At 37.7% G+C, this 17108-nt stretch carries 17 protein-coding genes and 1 other annotated feature; of the genes, 11 read left to right on the forward strand and 6 right to left on the reverse strand.

Translation table 11 applies throughout. From position 1 onward, the window contains the following. Nucleotides 1-413 precede the first annotated feature (413 nt). From ACKVEV_RS20515 to ACKVEV_RS20525, 3 genes are all read left to right on the forward strand, one after another. A complete protein-coding gene (locus tag ACKVEV_RS20515; protein WP_409368060.1) occupies nt 414-1352 on the forward strand; it encodes a beta-ketoacyl-ACP synthase III in 939 nt (312 codons plus the stop codon). A gap of 30 nt (nt 1353-1382) precedes the next feature. Further along, on the forward strand, nt 1383-2624 hold the full coding sequence (gene fabF / locus ACKVEV_RS20520) for a beta-ketoacyl-ACP synthase II (protein WP_409368061.1): 1242 nt from the start codon (nt 1383-1385) through the stop codon (nt 2622-2624). A gap of 97 nt (nt 2625-2721) precedes the next feature. Further along, nucleotides 2722-2952 (forward strand): hypothetical protein, encoded by a 231-nt coding sequence (locus tag ACKVEV_RS20525; RefSeq protein WP_409368062.1) that lies wholly within the window; start codon nt 2722-2724, stop codon nt 2950-2952. Here ACKVEV_RS20525 and ACKVEV_RS20530 read toward each other — a convergent pair. Together ACKVEV_RS20530 and trpS are read right to left on the reverse strand one after the other, a co-directional pair. Continuing rightward, nucleotides 2936-3247: a hypothetical protein gene (locus ACKVEV_RS20530; RefSeq protein ID WP_409368063.1), complete on the reverse strand. Its 312-nt coding sequence runs from the start codon at nt 3245-3247 to the stop codon at nt 2936-2938. The two genes, ACKVEV_RS20525 and ACKVEV_RS20530, sit on opposite strands and share 17 nt — an antisense overlap. Nucleotides 3248-3259: 12 nt before the next feature. After that, nucleotides 3260-4249 carry a tryptophan--tRNA ligase gene (gene trpS / locus ACKVEV_RS20535; RefSeq protein WP_409370598.1) on the reverse strand — a complete coding sequence of 330 codons (990 nt, stop codon included), beginning with the start codon at nt 4247-4249 and terminating at the stop codon, nt 3260-3262. A gap of 65 nt (nt 4250-4314) precedes the next feature. After that, nucleotides 4315-4548, reverse strand: a binding site (T-box leader). Between the two features lie 515 nt (nt 4549-5063). Between trpS and spxA the strand changes: the two genes are divergently transcribed. From spxA to pepF, 4 genes are all read left to right on the forward strand, one after another. Then, nucleotides 5064-5459: a transcriptional regulator SpxA gene (spxA, locus tag ACKVEV_RS20540; RefSeq protein ID WP_068983509.1), complete on the forward strand. Its 396-nt coding sequence runs from the start codon at nt 5064-5066 to the stop codon at nt 5457-5459. 432 nt (nt 5460-5891) lie between these two features. Next, nucleotides 5892-6560 carry an adaptor protein MecA gene (gene mecA / locus ACKVEV_RS20545; RefSeq protein ID WP_409368064.1) on the forward strand — a complete coding sequence of 223 codons (669 nt, stop codon included), beginning with the start codon at nt 5892-5894 and terminating at the stop codon, nt 6558-6560. A 196-nt stretch (nt 6561-6756) separates the two neighbouring features. Then, nucleotides 6757-7869 carry a competence protein CoiA gene (locus ACKVEV_RS20550; protein ID WP_409368065.1) on the forward strand — a complete coding sequence of 371 codons (1113 nt, stop codon included), beginning with the start codon at nt 6757-6759 and terminating at the stop codon, nt 7867-7869. A 184-nt stretch (nt 7870-8053) separates the two neighbouring features. Beyond that, nucleotides 8054-9871 (forward strand): oligoendopeptidase F, encoded by a 1818-nt coding sequence (pepF, locus tag ACKVEV_RS20555; protein ID WP_409368066.1) that lies wholly within the window; start codon nt 8054-8056, stop codon nt 9869-9871. Nucleotides 9872-11147: 1276 nt separating this feature from the next. On the opposite strand, the gene ACKVEV_RS20560 is transcribed toward pepF, so the two are convergent. The 4 genes from ACKVEV_RS20560 to ACKVEV_RS20575 all read right to left on the reverse strand — a co-directional run bounded on the left by ACKVEV_RS20560 (nt 11148) and on the right by ACKVEV_RS20575 (nt 14030). Beyond that, a complete protein-coding gene (locus ACKVEV_RS20560) occupies nt 11148-11957 on the reverse strand; it encodes a DsbA family protein (protein ID WP_409368067.1) in 810 nt (269 codons plus the stop codon). Continuing rightward, a complete protein-coding gene (locus ACKVEV_RS20565) occupies nt 11950-12357 on the reverse strand; it encodes a globin (protein WP_409368068.1) in 408 nt (135 codons plus the stop codon). The genes ACKVEV_RS20560 and ACKVEV_RS20565 overlap by 8 nt, the downstream gene beginning before the upstream one ends. A 249-nt stretch (nt 12358-12606) precedes the next feature. Then, entirely contained in the window at nt 12607-13398 is a 792-nt protein-coding gene (locus tag ACKVEV_RS20570; protein ID WP_409368069.1) for a lytic transglycosylase domain-containing protein, read from the reverse strand. Between the two features lie 41 nt (nt 13399-13439). Further along, complete coding sequence (locus ACKVEV_RS20575; protein WP_409368071.1) at nt 13440-14030, reverse strand: CYTH domain-containing protein; 591 nt, start codon at nt 14028-14030, stop codon at nt 13440-13442. A 256-nt stretch (nt 14031-14286) separates the two neighbouring features. Here ACKVEV_RS20575 and ACKVEV_RS20580 point away from each other — a divergent pair, with 256 nt between their 5' ends. The 4 genes from ACKVEV_RS20580 (at nt 14287) to ACKVEV_RS20595 (ending at nt 17096) form a co-directional block, all read left to right on the forward strand. Beyond that, nucleotides 14287-14670, forward strand: coding sequence for a hypothetical protein (locus ACKVEV_RS20580; RefSeq protein ID WP_409368072.1), 384 nt, complete (start codon nt 14287-14289; stop codon nt 14668-14670). Between the two features lie 62 nt (nt 14671-14732). Beyond that, nucleotides 14733-15404, forward strand: coding sequence for a GTP pyrophosphokinase family protein (locus tag ACKVEV_RS20585; RefSeq protein ID WP_402925471.1), 672 nt, complete (start codon nt 14733-14735; stop codon nt 15402-15404). Further along, entirely contained in the window at nt 15401-16195 is a 795-nt protein-coding gene (locus ACKVEV_RS20590; protein WP_409368073.1) for an NAD kinase, read from the forward strand. Before ACKVEV_RS20585 ends, ACKVEV_RS20590 begins: the two co-directional genes overlap by 4 nt. Then, a complete protein-coding gene (locus ACKVEV_RS20595) occupies nt 16170-17096 on the forward strand; it encodes an RluA family pseudouridine synthase (RefSeq protein WP_409368074.1) in 927 nt (308 codons plus the stop codon). The genes ACKVEV_RS20590 and ACKVEV_RS20595 overlap by 26 nt, the downstream gene beginning before the upstream one ends. The last annotated feature ends 12 nt before the right edge of the window (nt 17097-17108 follow it).

A 17108-nucleotide genomic window follows, 5' to 3' on the forward strand; every position in this document is an offset into this window, starting at 1 on the left:
CGAACTATTTTATTACATATACATTATCATATCATAACATAGAGCGAAAAAAAAAGAATCTTTTATCAAAAGTTGCGCTTTGCTTGCTGTGATTAATAACAAATTTGTCACAACATAGTAGTTTGGCGATAGGCGAAGTGTAAGTGGTGATTTATGAGGTTATGGTGACACTATACGAGGTGCTATCAGTATTCATCTAGTCACTTCTGGAATAATGGATGTGAACCGACAAAAAAGTGAATTGAAGCAGCGAAAATAACTGAATTATTAGCGTAAAACGACTGTAGAATGCTATGCGAAGTACAACCATATGCTATACTAATTTTAAATCATCTTGCACCATTCGTTTATTATGAGTTATAATTATGACCAGTTACTAATAATTGATAGTAAGAAAGCAGAGGGGTTGCTATATGAACGCAGGTATTATAGGTTTAGGCAGATACGTTCCTGAAAAGGTCGTTACGAATTTTGACTTAGAAAAAATTATGGATACTTCTGATGAATGGATTCGTACTCGTACTGGCATCGAAGAACGTCATTTTGCTGCAGAAAATCAAGAAACTTCAGATTTAGCAGTAGCTGCTGCGAAAGATGCTATTGCAAAAGCAGGTATTACACCTGAAGAAATAGGATTAATACTTGTTGCAACTGTAACGCAAGATCAAACATTTCCAAGTGTAGCATGCATGGTACAAGAGCAAATTGGTGCAGTCAATGCAGCAGCGATGGACCAAGCGGCAGCTTGTGCAGGATTTATATATAGCTTAGTGACAGCAAAACAATTTGTAGAATCAAGTGCTTATAAATATGTCTTAGTAGTAGGTGTTGAAAAGCTGTCCAAAGTCATTGATTGGGAAGATCGCAATACGGCTGTTTTATTTGGTGATGGCGCAAGTGCTGCTATTGTTGGTCCAGTATCAGAAGGTAGAGGCATTCTATCATTTGAACTTGGAGCAGATGGCACTGGCGGAAAACATCTCTATTTAACACCACAACAAACAATTGCGATGAACGGTCGTGAAGTATTTAAATTTGCTGTTCGTCAAATGGGTGAATCAGCAGTAAATGTATTAGATAAAGCAGGCTTAACAAAAGAAGATGTAGATTTTTTAGTGCCACATCAAGCGAATATTCGAATTATGGAATCGGCACGTGAACGTTTAGCATTACCAGCTGAAAAAATGTCAAAAACAATTCACAAATATGGTAATACTTCAGCCGCTTCTATTGGTATTTCCTTAGCGGAAGAGCTTGAAGCAGGTAAGATAAAAGATGATGATCTATTAGTACTTGTCGGTTTTGGCGGTGGCTTAACATGGGGCGCCGTTGCAATGAGATGGGGAAAATAACAACGAAAATTGCTTGAGAGGAGTAAGACAATGAGTAAACGACGAGTAGTAATTACAGGAATTGGCGCAGTTACACCACTGGGGAATAGCATTGAAGAAACATGGGCAAACATTAAAGCTGGGAAATCAGGCGTTGGTGAATTAACGCGCTTAAATAAAGATTTATTTGCTGCCAAAATCGCTGCTGAAGTAAAAGACTTTGATATTGAAAAATATATTGAACGTAAAGAAGCTCGTAAAATGGACCGCTTCACGCATTATGCACTTGCAGCATCTATTATGGCGATGGAAGACGCACAGCTAACAATTGATGAAGAGTTAGCTCCACGCGCAGGTGTATGGATTGGCTCTGGTATCGGTGGTATGGAAACTTATGAACAACAATTTTTAACGTTCCAAGAACGTGGTGCACGCCGTGTTAGCCCATTCTTTATTCCAATGATGATTCCAGATATGGCTTCAGGCCAAGTATCTATTCATTTTGGCGCGAAAGGGATTAATTCTTGTTCAGTAACAGCTTGTGCCTCAGGTACGAATTCAATTGGTGATGCATTTAAAGTAATTGAACGCGGCGATGCGGATGTAATGATTTCTGGGGGCGCTGAATCACCAATCGTAACGATGGCGGTTGCAGGCTTCTGTGCGAATACAGCATTATCATTAAATACAGATCCTCAAACAGCTTCTCGTCCATTCGATAAAAACCGTGATGGCTTTATTATTGGGGAAGGTGCAGGGATTGTTATTTTAGAAGAATACGAACATGCAAAAGCACGTGGCGCAAAAATTTATGCAGAAGTGCTTGGTTACGGTTCAACTGGCGACGCGCATCATATTACGGCTCCAGCTCCAGAAGGTGAAGGTGCTGCACGTGCCATGATCCAAGCGTTAGAAGATGGTGGCGTAGAGCCTTCTCAAGTTGGCTACATTAACGCACATGGTACAAGTACGCCTTACAATGATTTATTTGAAACACAGGCAGTAAAAACGGCTTTTGGTGAACATGCTTATAAATTAGCAATGAGTTCTACAAAATCGATGACAGGTCATTTACTAGGTGCCGCTGGTGGTGTCGAAGCGATCTTCACAGCGCTTGCACTGAAAGAGGGCATTTTACCGCCAACAATTAACTTAACAGAACCAGATCCAGAATGTGATCTAGATTATGTACCGAATGAAGCGCGTGAGGCGAACATTGAATATGCAATGAGTAACTCACTTGGCTTTGGCGGTCATAACGCAAGTCTATTATTCAAAAAAATTGAAGAATAATGAAAAAACGTCAGCCTAATTTACAAGGCTGACGTCTTTTTTTTTAAGCTAGCGAATAGAAAAGAAAGTAAGAAGAAATAGAAAGGATGCCGTTTAATTGTTTCGACTATTCTTATTTTTAATGAGCTATGGCTTAATGATTCTTTCAATTGGTAACTTAATTTTATATTTGAACTATCGGACACTCGGTTATTCTTGGTCTGTTGTCTTTAAATTTATTTTCCAGACAACTGAATTTTATATGGCCATTGGCGCTTGTATTGTATTGTGTAGCGTTGTGCTCGATGTTGGTTTCGATCGCACCGATAATGTTAAAGATAAGGTGTGAATTTTACCGGCACCGCTAATGCGCTTGCTACTTTTTTGGCCAAGTCCTCACCTTGCACATCATGATTTTGGGCCAAGTGTTCCATACCTTCGATGAAAGAGTCCGTTTCAAGGTCAATCCATTCACCGAAGTTACACATCCATGTCGTCAGTTCATTTAATAATGCATCGTCTAACGGGAGTTGTTCTAATTCTAAATTGGTATGACAGTGACCACACCAAAGTGGATCTGCCCCAAAGTCGCCTTCTAAAAGAAGGGCTTTAATCGTTTGTTTACAATGTTCACAGTGCATCATATAAGCCCTTCCTTAGCGACGTGTACGGCCTAAGCCCATTGCTTGTTCCATACGTTTTAAAGTTGCGCTAGCAATAGCATTCGCTTTTTCTGCACCTGCATCTAAAATAATGTCTAGCTCAGATGATTCTACAAGGTTATAAAATCGTTCTTGAATTGGTGTAAGGTGGTCGATAACGGCTGCAGCAACACTTTGTTTAAAGCCGCCATAACCAATCCCTTCATATTTTTTCACTAAATCATCGATCGATACGCCAGAAATAGCAGATTCAATTGTAAGTAAATTCGAAACACCTGGTTTATTTTCAACATCAAATGCCACAATACCATCAGAGTCAGTTACTGCTGATTTAATTTTTTTCTCAATATCTTTTGCTGTATCTAAAAGTTTAATGGTTGCTTTTGTATTTGGGTCGGACTTGCTCATTTTTTTCGTAGGCTCTTGTAACGACTTAATACGAGCTCCGGCTTTTGGTAATTGAATTTCAGGAATCGTTAACACTTCACCATAGCGTTTATTAAAGCGCTCTGCAAGGTCACGTGTTAGCTCAATATGTTGCTTTTGGTCATCTCCTACAGGGACAATATTTGTGTTATATAATAAAATATCAGCCGCCATTAATGGTGGATATGTTAAAAGGGCGGCAGAAACAGTTTCTTTACCATGTGATTTATCTTTGAATTGTGTCATACGCTCCAGCTCGCCGATCGAAGCGACACATTGTAGCATCCAGCCTGCTTGCGCATGGGCAGGTACTTCTGATTGAATGAATAATGTTGACTTTTGAGGGTCAATACCCGTTGCGATATAAGTAGCGGCTAAGTTGCGAATGTTTTGGCGTAATTCTTTTGGGTCTTGCGCAACAGTAATGGCATGTTGGTCAACGATGCAATAAATGGCATTCCCTTCTTCCTGTAATGCAGGGAATTGCTTAAATGCGCCAAGATAATTTCCTAAAGTTACAATACCAGTTGGCTGTACGCCTGAAAAAATTGTTGTCATCATCATTTCCTCCTCGGGATTCGAAAAATAAAAAAACATCATGCGTCCTCATTAGTATGCACTAATGAAGGGACGAATGATGTTTGAATCCGCGGTACCACCCTGCTTGCCTAAAAAAGGCCACTTTGCTTCGTAACGTGAAGGGACGAGCTTTGCTATCAGTATCAAGTAACATCCTTGACCGTTCACAAAGCTAACTCGGAAGTCCATTCCAAATGCATACATGATCTGTTTCCAGCAACCACAGACTCTCTATACATGTATATTGCAGATGTACTACTCTTCGTCAGCGTTTTTAACTACATTGTTCATGTAGAAATCTTTCATGAGGCAAAATTGCCATCCTATAGAAAGACTTGCGCAAATGCGCTTTTCTTATTGCCCAAAATTATAGTATAAAGAGATGGCTAAATGCAAGCATGTTTCGTTATTCTGGTGATTCAATTTTTCGGTTGTGGAATCTGTAATAGTAACGTGTGGTTTTGGCTGTACACGTCTAAGTGACATTATTCTCGTTTGTATTTTTTAATTGAGAACAAATAGTTTCAATTATTTTATGTTTAAAAAGCTGTGGAAACGGGAATATTACTATTAGTTCGTAGGACATGCAAAAAATATTGAATACTTTAGGTAGTATCAATAGACAGAATATTTTGTAACAAAGTCGTTCATCCCGCATTCTTTTTTCCTTGGAACTATATTCAAATACAGCTGAGTGCTGTATAATGGAACTGTAGATTTACATTACATTAATTCTAATTTAAGAAAATGGCTTATAGATAACAATACCAAAGAGAAAGGATGTGTCAGTATGATAGTTACTTTATTTACATCACCAAGTTGTACGTCTTGTCGTAAGGCGAAAGCATGGTTAGAGGAGCATGAAATCCCATATACAGAACGTAACATTTTTTCTGAGCCGTTAAGCATTCGTGAAATTAAAGAAATTTTACGTATGACGGAGGATGGAACAGACGAAATTATTTCAACTCGATCTAAAATATTCCAAAAATTAAATGTAGATGTTGAAAGCTTACCTTTACAACGCTTATATGAACTAATTCAAGAATATCCAGGATTATTACGTCGACCAATCATATTGGATGAGAAACGTTTGCAAGTTGGCTATAATGAAGATGAAATTCGACGATTTTTACCACGTAAAGTAAGAGCTTATCAATTACAAGAAGCACAGCGTATGGTGAACTAAAATCCGCTTATAGTGCATAGAATATTGTATTAGGTGTTACAAATGCAAAAGCATGTTGTGACATCTATTTTTTTATGTTTTACTTATGTAAAAACCTTCAATCAAAACTAATATTTAATAGGTATAAGTCATATATTTCCGTAAAAGTATGTTAAACTTGATTTAATCTAAATAGTTTAATACAATTTCAATTATTCAAATATCTTCTTTGAAATGGTGTATATCCTTTTCATTTTATGAAAGAACAGCATACAATAGAATTAGAGACAACTGTGAACAAAAAAACTTCGATTACAGTTGCTCGATGATTTTCTGTAGTGTGGTCAAAGGTTGAAAAACAAAGGAGTATGAAGGTTAAAAACAATGAATCAAAGCATACTAATGAAATAATACTGTTTTTCGACAAATGACAGTGAAGGGAGATGAGGTCTAGTGGACATCGAACGTGTAAATGAAAATACACTCAAGCTCTTTATTACGTACAATGATATAGAGGATCGCGGCTATAGTCGTGAAGAAATTTGGTACAACCGAGCAAAGGGTGAACAACTTTTTTGGGATATGATTGATGAAGTGAATACTGAAGATTATTTTGATGTAGAAGGTCCGATTTGGATTCATATCAATGCGTCAGAAGTAGGCTTAGAAATCATTGTCACACGTGCACATATTTTAAAAGACGGTGAAACATTAGATGGTCATTCGCATTTTGATGAACAAAAAAGTATGTTTGCCCCATTCGACGAAGTTGGTGAGGATCTTCTTAGTCAATTAACTCAATTTGGTGACATGGATGAATCAGAGTTATTTATGGATACAGACATTTATGTTTATAAATTTAAAGATATTGATGAGTTAATCCCCGTTGCAAAACGGATGACGGACGACTTAGTGGATTCCTCATTATTCAAATATGAAGGTTGTTACTATCTAGTAGTAGACTTTGCGAACGCAGATGATGATTTAAATCGCCATGACAAAAACGCGGTCATTAAAGAGTTTTTAAGCCCTTCCAATTTCACAATTCATCGGCTTGAAGAATATGGTGAAAAAATTATGGAATATGATTGCTTCGAAACGGTTCGAAAATATTTTAGCTAACAACTTCAAGCTTCTTCTTATTTTTAGGGGCTTTCAGACTGTAGAAACACTCAAAACTTTTGAGTGTGCCTACAGTCTTTTTTTTATGGAAGTGTAATAAAAAGCGACGAAAAATCAAATTTCAAAGAAAAGCGCATTGTTAGTTGGCGTAAGACACAAGGCCTTTTACAATAAGGCAAAAAGGAGAAGGATTGTCTTGCTTATTGCTTACACGGAGCAACAACAATTAGTTATCTCATACCAACATTCAAGAGAAGCGTTACAGCAATATCGCCAACAACAACAATTTTTTTGCCCACAATGTCAGCAGCCTGTGCAATTAAAAATTGGTAAACTGATAATCCCGCATTTTGCTCATATTGCTAACCAGTCTTGTGATCGACGATTTGCAGAAGGTGAATCAAAGCTCCATTTGCAAGGAAAAATTCAATTATTCGAATGGTTAAAAACACGTGGGCATACAGTAGAGCTGGAGCCATTTTTAACGAAGTTGTCTCAACGGCCGGATCTATTACTACAAACGGACCATTATCCGTTAGCGATTGAATTCCAATGTAGTCCGATAACGAATGAAAACTGGCATGCGCGGACGGAAGGTTATAAGAGAAATAATATTCAAGCTTTATGGCTTTTTCAAACACCGCGCAACAACTATACATCCAATGCTATTCAAAAGATTCGCATTTCACCTATCCTTCAAAATGCGATAACCGAACCATCTAATAAGGTGCCATATTTAATGACATATGATGCACAAGCAGCAAGATTTAATTATTGGACGAATCTTCTTCCTGTTCACGGGCATACTTTTATAGCGAAAGTACTCACTATACCACTCGAACAACAGCAAATGCCTTTTTTTCAACCTCGCTTGATTACGCGAGAAGCATTTAATACTTACTGGCACATTTATAAAAAGTTGTGTCAACAGTATGTTTATCAACGACTAATGCACAGTAAAAAAGGGGTACAAGATCTGTTTCTACGAAGCTGTTATGAGCTCAACTTGTCACTGCATGCATTGCCGAATTTTATCGGCATACCTGTGCGAAATGCAAAAGCTATACCAATTTTTTCAGTGGAGTGGCAAGCAATATTATTACATTATTGCAGGCAATTACAGTTGCGACCATGCGAATTGGAGAAGGGGGATATTCAGTTGTTTTTAACGTTGCTCAATTTAGATGCTACAAATTTAAGAGTGCAAGCAGTTAAAAACTATGGAAAACTGTTAGGTCATAGTTTTCAGCATCACAATCACTGTATGTGGATACGTGATGAAATATATAGGCATTTGTATAATAGGTGATGGTAGAAAAAAGGGTGACAGACAATATCCTAACAACCCTACTTCAGTAAAAATTGCGGCTTATAGTGCTGGCGAAAATCAACGGCAGTATTTCTACAAAAGCCTAGGGTATTATTTGCAATTGTCGCAATATATTGAGAAAATATGAGAGTAAAGGAAAGTTATTTAAAAAGGGGGCTGACTCATGGCTAGTAACAGCAATCGAGTTTTACTGAGAAACGAAATACCGGCAGAGTTAACTTGGCGATTAGAAGATATTTTTGCAACAGATGCACTATGGGAAGATGAATTTAAGAAAGTCGCAGAACTTGCCCAAAAAGCATCTAGCTATGTAGGTACTTTAAAGAATGGTGCAGATGCCTTATTAGCTGTATTAACGTATTACGATGAAATATATCAGCGCACAATGAAACTGTATACGTATGCTCATATGCGTTATGATCAAGATACAACGAATAATTTTTATCAAGATATGAATAGCCGAATTCAAACTTTAGCGACAAATATTTCAGCTGCATTATCATTTTTAACACCTGAAATTTTATCTTTAAGTGAAGAAACAATCGAAAGCTATTTAGCGGAAAATCAAGATTTACAATTATATAAACAATCATTAAAAGAAATTTCAATGACGCGTCCACATGTGTTACCGGCTGAACAAGAAGCGCTACTTGCACAGATGGCTGAGGTTACAGGTACAGCTTCCAATACGTTTAGCATGTTGAATAATGCAGATTTAGTTTTCCCAACAGTGCAAAATGAGGATGGGGAAGAAGTACAGCTTACACATGGTAATTATATAAAGTTTTTAGAAAGTAAAGATCGCTCAGTGCGTGAAGCAGCCTTTAAGGCAATGTATGAAACGTATGGCAATTTCAAAAATACTTTTGCTACAACATTGACAGGTAATGTGAAAAATCATAATGTAAGTGCTCGTATCCGAAATTATGACTCAGCCCGTCATGCGGCGATGTCTAATAACTTTATCCCAGAAAGTGTATACGATCAATTAGTGGAGACAATTCATAAACATTTACCAACGATGCAACGCTATATAGCTTTACGTAAAAAGTTATTAGGCGTGGATGAATTGCATATGTGGGATTTATTTACACCACTCGTGAAAGAAGTAGATATGAAAGTGCCTTATGAGGAAGCGAAAGATATTTTAGTGAAGGCGTTAGCCCCACTCGGTAAAGAATATCAGGATATTGTACAAAGTGGTTTTGATAATCGTTGGGTTGACGTTAAGGAGAATAAAGGAAAACGTAGTGGTGCCTATTCTTCAGGCGCGTATGGTACAAATCCATATATTTTAATGAACTGGCAGGACAATGTAGATAATTTATTTACATTAGCGCATGAATTTGGCCATAGTGTCCACAGTTATTATACGCGTAACAATCAACCTTTTGTTTACGGAGATTATTCCATTTTCGTAGCTGAAGTAGCTTCTACATGCAATGAAGAATTGTTAAATGATTATTTACTGAAAACAATAGAAGATCCACAACAGAAAATCTATTTATTAAACCATTGGTTAGATGGTTTCCGTAGTACAGTATTCCGTCAAACGATGTTTGCTGAATTTGAACATTTAATTCACCAAATGGATAAAAACGGAGAATCATTAACTGCAGAACGTTTAACGGAAGTGTATTATAACTTAAACAAGCAATATTTCGGTGAGGATATGGTCGTTGATGAGGAAATTGGTCTAGAATGGGCACGTATTCCACACTTCTATTACAATTACTATGTGTATCAATACGCTACTGGCAAATCTGCCGCTACAGCATTAAGTAAGCAAATTTTAGAGGAAGGTGCACCTGCTGTAGAGCGTTATATTAATAACTTCTTAAAAGCTGGATGCTCTGATTTCCCAATTGAAGTACTAAAAGCTGCAGGTGTAGATATGAATGTAGCACAACCAATTGATGATGCATGTAAAGTATTCGAACAACGCCTAAATGAGCTGGAAGAATTATTGTTGAATAATTAATTTTTAACGGTGTTCGGTTAAAATTTTTGCCCTTAATGGAACTACTTTTTCTTTTGTAGAAGGGGAAATATAGAAAACTACACTAGTTGATGGTAGCGGAGGCGGCGACTCCTGCGGGAACGCACACAGCGTAAGACGCAACAAGCCCGCGCGTTAGCGAGGGTTGCCGCTTACTGTGCTGAGCGGAAAGCGCCGCCATAGTGGATATCAACGTCATAGCAAAAAGAGTTTAACTGATGATGGATGTCCCCTATAAAAAATGAACCCTAGCTGTTCATTCTTGTGCAGAAAAATAAAAAATAGAAGCAAACGCTAGTTGATGGTAGCGGAGGCGGCGACTCCTGCGGGAACGCACACAGCGTAAGACGCAACAAGCCCGCGCGGTAGCGAGGGTTGCGGCTTACGTGTGTGCCCGCGGAAAGCGCCGCCATAGCGGACATCAACGACATAACAGAAAAAGTGTTAGATTGATTGCAGTCAATCTAACACTTTTTCTCTTTTGGTCAAGCCTCATTTTAATGAGCAATAAGCAATCTAAAATTAAATTAATAATGTTTTTTTTAGATTTTTACGGGATAAAAAGTAGGTATCTTGGAAAAATACTGTCTGTAATCGCTTTCTATATGACAAATTTGTGAATCTAAAGCAGGATACATTGCTAATTTTATTATTCCATGATAAAGTGAATCTTGTGAAATAAATCACAAAACAAACATACACCCCTTTGTTTGAACGTGAACATTTCTCCCATCCCCTTTGTGAAAAAGAGGCGTTTCTATCTGTCGAGGATAGAAGCGTCTCTTTTGTTTTAGTGCTTTCATGCTAGCATTGTGTTTTTTGTATGTCTTTAGTAGTTTTATTGTTCAGAGTCTCTTTTACTATACTTATAAAAGGAGTATTACATAATTGCTGAGACTATTGATATAACCAAGCGGCAATTCATAATGTTTTTTGACTTATAGCTTCATCAAGCAACAGGAAAGCCGTTCAAACTACTTTAAAGAAGTTTTATGTTTCCGAAAACGAGGGTAAATACCAACTGTACACGGAAATATAGGCAAGAACGTACTATTTGCTAATGCTAGTAAAAAGTCCTGTTGCATGTTATCCATTTGGCAAAATGCTTTGGCGTAGAGATGAAAAAAATTGATGTTCTTGCACCGAAGCATAATGGAATCTATAAACTAAAAAACTATTTTATAAAAATAAAAAAGGATAGAGACTCTGTCATAAAAATGATGGAGTCCTATCCTCTAGGAATAAAAGTATAATTGCATTATTTATTACGCCATAGTGTAGCGTAGTCTGTTTGAATACGTTCTATCTTTTGTTGTAGCATACGTTTTTTTAATTCGCGTTCTGCTGCTTGTTCTGTTAATGAATAAATAAAGGCTATATCGTTTGTGGATAGTGTATGGTACCTTGAAAACAATTCCTCAATAGATGGTAGCGGTTGACGAATCAACTGCTCGTTTATCATCTCTTGTAAAATATGTTCATAAACTTCATAGGCATAGCTACCACTTACTTTTAGCCCTTCATCCTCAATGCACTCATTGAAAAATACGATACTAGGAACTTCATCGACTTCCATTTCGCGTTTAATATATAAGTCACATTGGAAGGCGCGTGCAGCTTCTTTTGAACCGAAATCTACCACAAATTCATTCATATCTAACTGAACTTCCTCTGCAATTTTTAACAGTGTGGCATAGGAATTAACATCTTGGTAGTTCAGTACAACATACTCTTGTAATTTCGACAAATAACGAGCACCTGCGCGTTTACCCTGTAATTCCGCTGCTTTGATGGCGATAGAGGGTAACACAGGATGATTAATATCCAGTTCAATACCTGATTCGCAACCTTTCATGCGTTTGCTCAAACAATTCAGCGAAGAAAGTTCTGTACTTAAGACAAAGCGCCATGAAAAATAATGATTGTACTCTAGTTGTAGTTTACGAATGATGGCTTGCATACTAAAAGCTTCAGGACAAAGTGGATCTACGAAAATATACAATTCAATTGGCTTATTAGCAGTAGAAATCGTTGGTGTTGGTTCTTGCAACATTTGAATATTATTCACGTAATAATTCCCCCTCATCGTCATTAGGTGTATTAATCATGTGATGAGCTGTTAATACTAAACGTTGGTAATACGTTTCACGGAACTTCCCTTCTAAACCAACCTCATCCATTGCTTCGGCCATACATTCAAGCCACGCTTGGGCACGATCAGGTGTGATGGGGAAATTCATATGGCGCGCACGCATCATTGGATGCCCATGCTCTTCTGTAAAAAGATTGGGGCCACCTAAATATTGTGTTTGAAATTGAATTTGTTTACGGGCTGTCTCGGTCAAATCTTTCGGAAAGATTGGTATGAGATCAGGGTGCTGTGCAACTCTTTTATAGAACGCATGTATGAGTTCAGAAAGTTTTTCAGCTCCTAGCTCCTCATAAGGAACAGTGTATTTTCGACTCATAAGTAATTGCTCCTTTATTCTTTATAGGAAGTATATTGTAAAGTACAAATCAATATGTTGATGTACAAATTCGCTAATACTTTGTTGAATAGAAAAATGTGAATAACTTGTGACTACCTTCATTCTATCAACGTCCATTCGTTTACACAAATAAAGAGCTCTTTGGAAAGTTTTCGCTAGAAAAACACAAATTTCACCAACGAGGGTGAAATTTGTTGAAAAAGACTGTAATTACAGGCTTTATGCGATTTATGCAGTGTAGTAATTCATCACTTTTTTGACATAATTCTGCGTTTCTTTAAATGGCGGAATACCATTATATTTTGTTACACGAGAAGCACCAGCATTGTAAGCTGCGAGCGCAAGTGTTGGATCATTATCGAATTTATCGAGCATTTGACGTAAATATTTAGCTCCGGCCATAATGTTTTGTTCTGGATCAAAGGTATTTGTAACACCTAAAAATTGAGCCGTTTTCGGCATTAATTGCATTAAGCCTTGTGCACCTGCATGACTGACCGCTAACGCATTAAAGTTGGATTCCTGTTTTATAACGGATGCGATAAGCTTAGCCGGAACATTATAGGTAGCTGCAGCCTTTTCAATGATATCAGCGTATTTGTTAGCTCCAGCAAGAGAATTTGCATAGGCAGTTGAACCAATCACATCATCTGATACATAGGAATCAAGGCGAGTGCTGGATTGCATTTTTGCTAACGCAGCTTGGATAGAAGCTGGTATATACACAGAATTCGTTCCGTTATAGAGCAATGATTGGAGCGAACTATTTGTTGTTCCAGCAGACATACCTGTTAAGCTACTAAGCTGATCCATGATGTTGGATGAGCTTGAAGAAGACATGCCAAGTAGGCTAGATAATTTTGCATTGTTCGTTGTTGTCGCATCACTTAGCATTTCGTCAATCATATCTGAAAAAAGAGAATTGCTATTTGTGAAAGAATTAGCTGAAGTATTGTCTGTAGAGCCGAGCGATTGTAATGCTTGAATTTCAAGCATTGTTCTCATAGATTGGATATCCAATTAGCTGGTCACCCTTTCGATTTGTACTGTTATAGCTATAATTATTGTTGTTTTGATGTTTGGAGTGCCTTCATAAAACGGGCGATTTTTTTTTCAGCAATTTGTTTTTTAATACCATATTGCTGTAGAAATTCGTCGAAGATTGCATTTCCTTTTATTTCATCTTTTGATTCATATTCTACCTCATAATCGTCACACTGCAAATAGAAAGAATGATCAAATACGAGAAGTCCCTCTTTATAAGGAATTTCGACACGATCTGTTGTTAAGGAACCGAACACTGCCAGCTGCTCTAATGGAATATGGTGTAGCGCGAGTCTTTTTGCCACTTCTGGTGCATAAAAGCCTTGTCCTGCAAGCATTTTTTCAGCCTGTTCGGCAGTCAATTCATCAGTCGTCTCTAAATGGGCATGCTTGGAGGACTTTTCTTTTAACGTACATTCATAATAGTTGTCTATTATACGGATACGTAGTCCACTTTGTAATTTTCGAATAGCATTCGTTGGTGTATCGAAATAATGATTTATTTGACGATGAATAGCATTTTCTTGGATTTTAAAATCATGGAGCAGTTGCTCATATTGTGATTTTGTTAAAACATTTTTAAATTCTATTTCAAGCTGTTGTGCCATGTATGATCACCCTTTGGAGTATTGTTTTTTTTGTCACAGTAGTTCCTGCGCTTTTTTTGAGCGAGGATGCATGTTAAGTATGGGCTTGGTTTCAATGGGCCATTTCAAACAGGGTTGATAAAAACTGGATGGAATGACTGTGAAGCATGATGGATTTTTTAGCCGATGATTGCTCGTTGTTTTGTAAATACAACTGCAACTATTTACCCCATATGATAAAATAAGAGGAAGAGAACGACGAAAAGGGGACCCACGTGTGCGTAAAATATATACAATCGATTCATTTTATTTTGAAAACCAGCAACTTCATTTTAGTTTAAACGACAATAATAAAAATTTACAGTTAAAACCTGCTGCGCAATTAATTGCAGACTCGGATGATTTTGCTTTTATTTATTTACTTGATGCAGGAGAGGACTACCATTACTTGCGTTTTCCAGTGACTAGTTGGGAACATCTTGTACATATTTTACAAGCTAAACAAAACCCAATGTTAAAAATAAACGAGGAAGTAGTCGAACTTACAAATTTTTACGAAGAATTGGAAATGCTCGTGTATAATATTGAAGGAAATTACAATTATGGAGCAGAATTTGTTCAAGCAGTGGAACAACACTTCAAGGCAGTTCTCGCTGAATAAAAAGACAAAACGAACAGACGGTGTTGCTTTTGTTCGATACCGAATGTCGGGAGGTTTTAGCGATGGGACAATGGGAGATTTTTTTAAGTCCTTATAAACAAGCAGTAGATGAGTTAAAAATAAAATTAAAAGGGATGCGTTCTCAGTTTGGCATTGTCAATGCAAATTCACCAATTGAATTTGTAACAGGACGTGTAAAGCCACTGGCAAGCATTTACGATAAAACATTAGAAAAAGGACTAGCCTTTGAACCTTCAAAGCAACTTGGCGATGAACTTGGCGATATTGCAGGTGTTCGTATTATGTGCCAATTTGTAGATGATATTTCGACGGTGACAGAGCTCATTCGACAGCGTAAAGATATGCGCGTAGTAGAAGAACGCGATTATATTACGCATAATAAACCAAGCGGTTACCGTTCTTATCATATGATTGTAGAATACCCCGTTGAAACCATTCAAGGAAAAAAGGTAGTGCTAGCAGAGATTCAAATTCGTACATTAGCTATGAATTTTTGGGCATCAATAGAACATTCACTAAATTATAAATATAAGGGCATGTTTCCAGAGGAAATAAAAAATCGTCTGCAAAGTGCCGCAGAGGCAGCATTCCGGTTAGATGAAGAGATGTCGTCCATCCGTAGTGAAATTCAAGAAGCGCAGGCCTATTTTAGTGAGTATAAAGAGGCATCGAATCCTAGTTTACTATCAGAGAAGGAGCGTGACTCACAATGAAGTTTTCCATTCAATCACGTAGAGATGCACAATCAAATGAATTAATGGAGCTAGCAAAAACATATTTGCAAGATTTTGGTTTAACTTATGATGAAGAAACACCTGAAATTGTCGTGTCCATCGGTGGTGACGGCACGCTATTACATGCTTTTCATCGCTACTCACATTTGCTAGATCAAGTGGCATTTGTCGGTATTCACACAGGTCATTTAGGGTTTTACGCGGATTGGAAGCCTTCGGAATTAGAGAAATTGGTGTTATCTATTGCCAAGAAAGATTTTAATGTTGTGGAGTATCCATTGCTAGAAGTGAAAGTAGAGCATCATAATGCAGAATCTAACACTTATTTGGCGTTAAACGAAACGACTGTGAAATCGCCTGATGTTACCCTCGTAATGGATGTAGAGTTAAATGGCAATCAGTTTGAACGTTTCCGTGGTGACGGGCTTTGTGTTTCGACACCTTCGGGCAGCACAGCCTACAACAAAGCATTAGGAGGGGCGATTATTCATCCAACATTAGCGGCACTTCAGATTACTGAAATTGCATCGATTAATAATCGCGTCTTCCGTACGGTTGGTTCACCGTTAATTTTACCAGCACATCATCACTGTGTTTTACGTCCAGTTAATGATCAAAACTTCAATATGACAGTAGATCATATTCAAGTGACGCAAGGCGATGTAAAATCTATCGCTTTTAATGTAGCCAATGAAAGAGTTCGCTTTGCACGCTTTAGACCTTTTCCGTTTTGGGAACGTGTGCATGAGTCATTCGTGGCAAATGAATAATATGGACACACGTTTTACATTGAAGTTTTTAGCTGACAAGGATGGCCAATTGTTACGAGAAGCATTAGCACAATGGCAAATCTCTAAACGTGCCTTAACAGCTATTAAGTTTGAGGGGGGCTTGCTGACGGTCAATGGACTTGAACAAAATGTACGCTACCCCCTTCATATAGGAGATCAAGTAGAAGTAAAGTTTCCACCAGAGGAGAAAAGTGAAGGCCTCACAATTGAATATGGTAAGCTTTCCGTTATTTACGAGGACGAGGCTTTATTAGTGCTTGATAAACCAGCACATCAAAGTACAATTCCATCTCGTGAGCATCCAACGAAAAGTATTGCCAATGATGTTTGTGGCTACTTTGAACAACAAGGTTTAGCTTCTACCGTTCATGTTGTGACGAGACTTGATCGTGACACATCCGGCTTGTTATGCATTGCAAAGCATGCGCATATTCATCATTTAATGGGTCTAGCCCAACGTCTCGGTAACGTATCACGTGAATATGAAGCAATCGTACATGGGCATTTAGCGGAGGATTGGCAGTCGATCATCGCACCCATTGGAAGAAAAGATTCCAGCATTATTGAGCGGGAAGTGCGGGAGGATGGCCAATATGCACATACGGACGTAACGGTATTAAAGCGTTTTGCTGTTGAAGGGGAGCCGATGACGCATATTCGCTTAAAGTTGCATACAGGACGAACACATCAGATTCGTGTGCATATGAGCTATGTAGGACATCCACTAATAGGTGATGATTTATATGGAGGGAGTCGCAAACATATTAATCGCCAAGCACTCCATTGCGTATCGCTGTCTTTACAACATCCACTGACAAAAGACATCATGTATTTTACTAGTTCGTTAAAGGACGATATGCAGCAAATATTAAATAATTGAGGAGGTGTTCGC

The sequence above is a fragment of the Lysinibacillus sp. 38-6 genome (assembly GCF_046245175.1).
Lineage (GTDB): Bacteria > Bacillota > Bacilli > Bacillales_A > Planococcaceae > Lysinibacillus.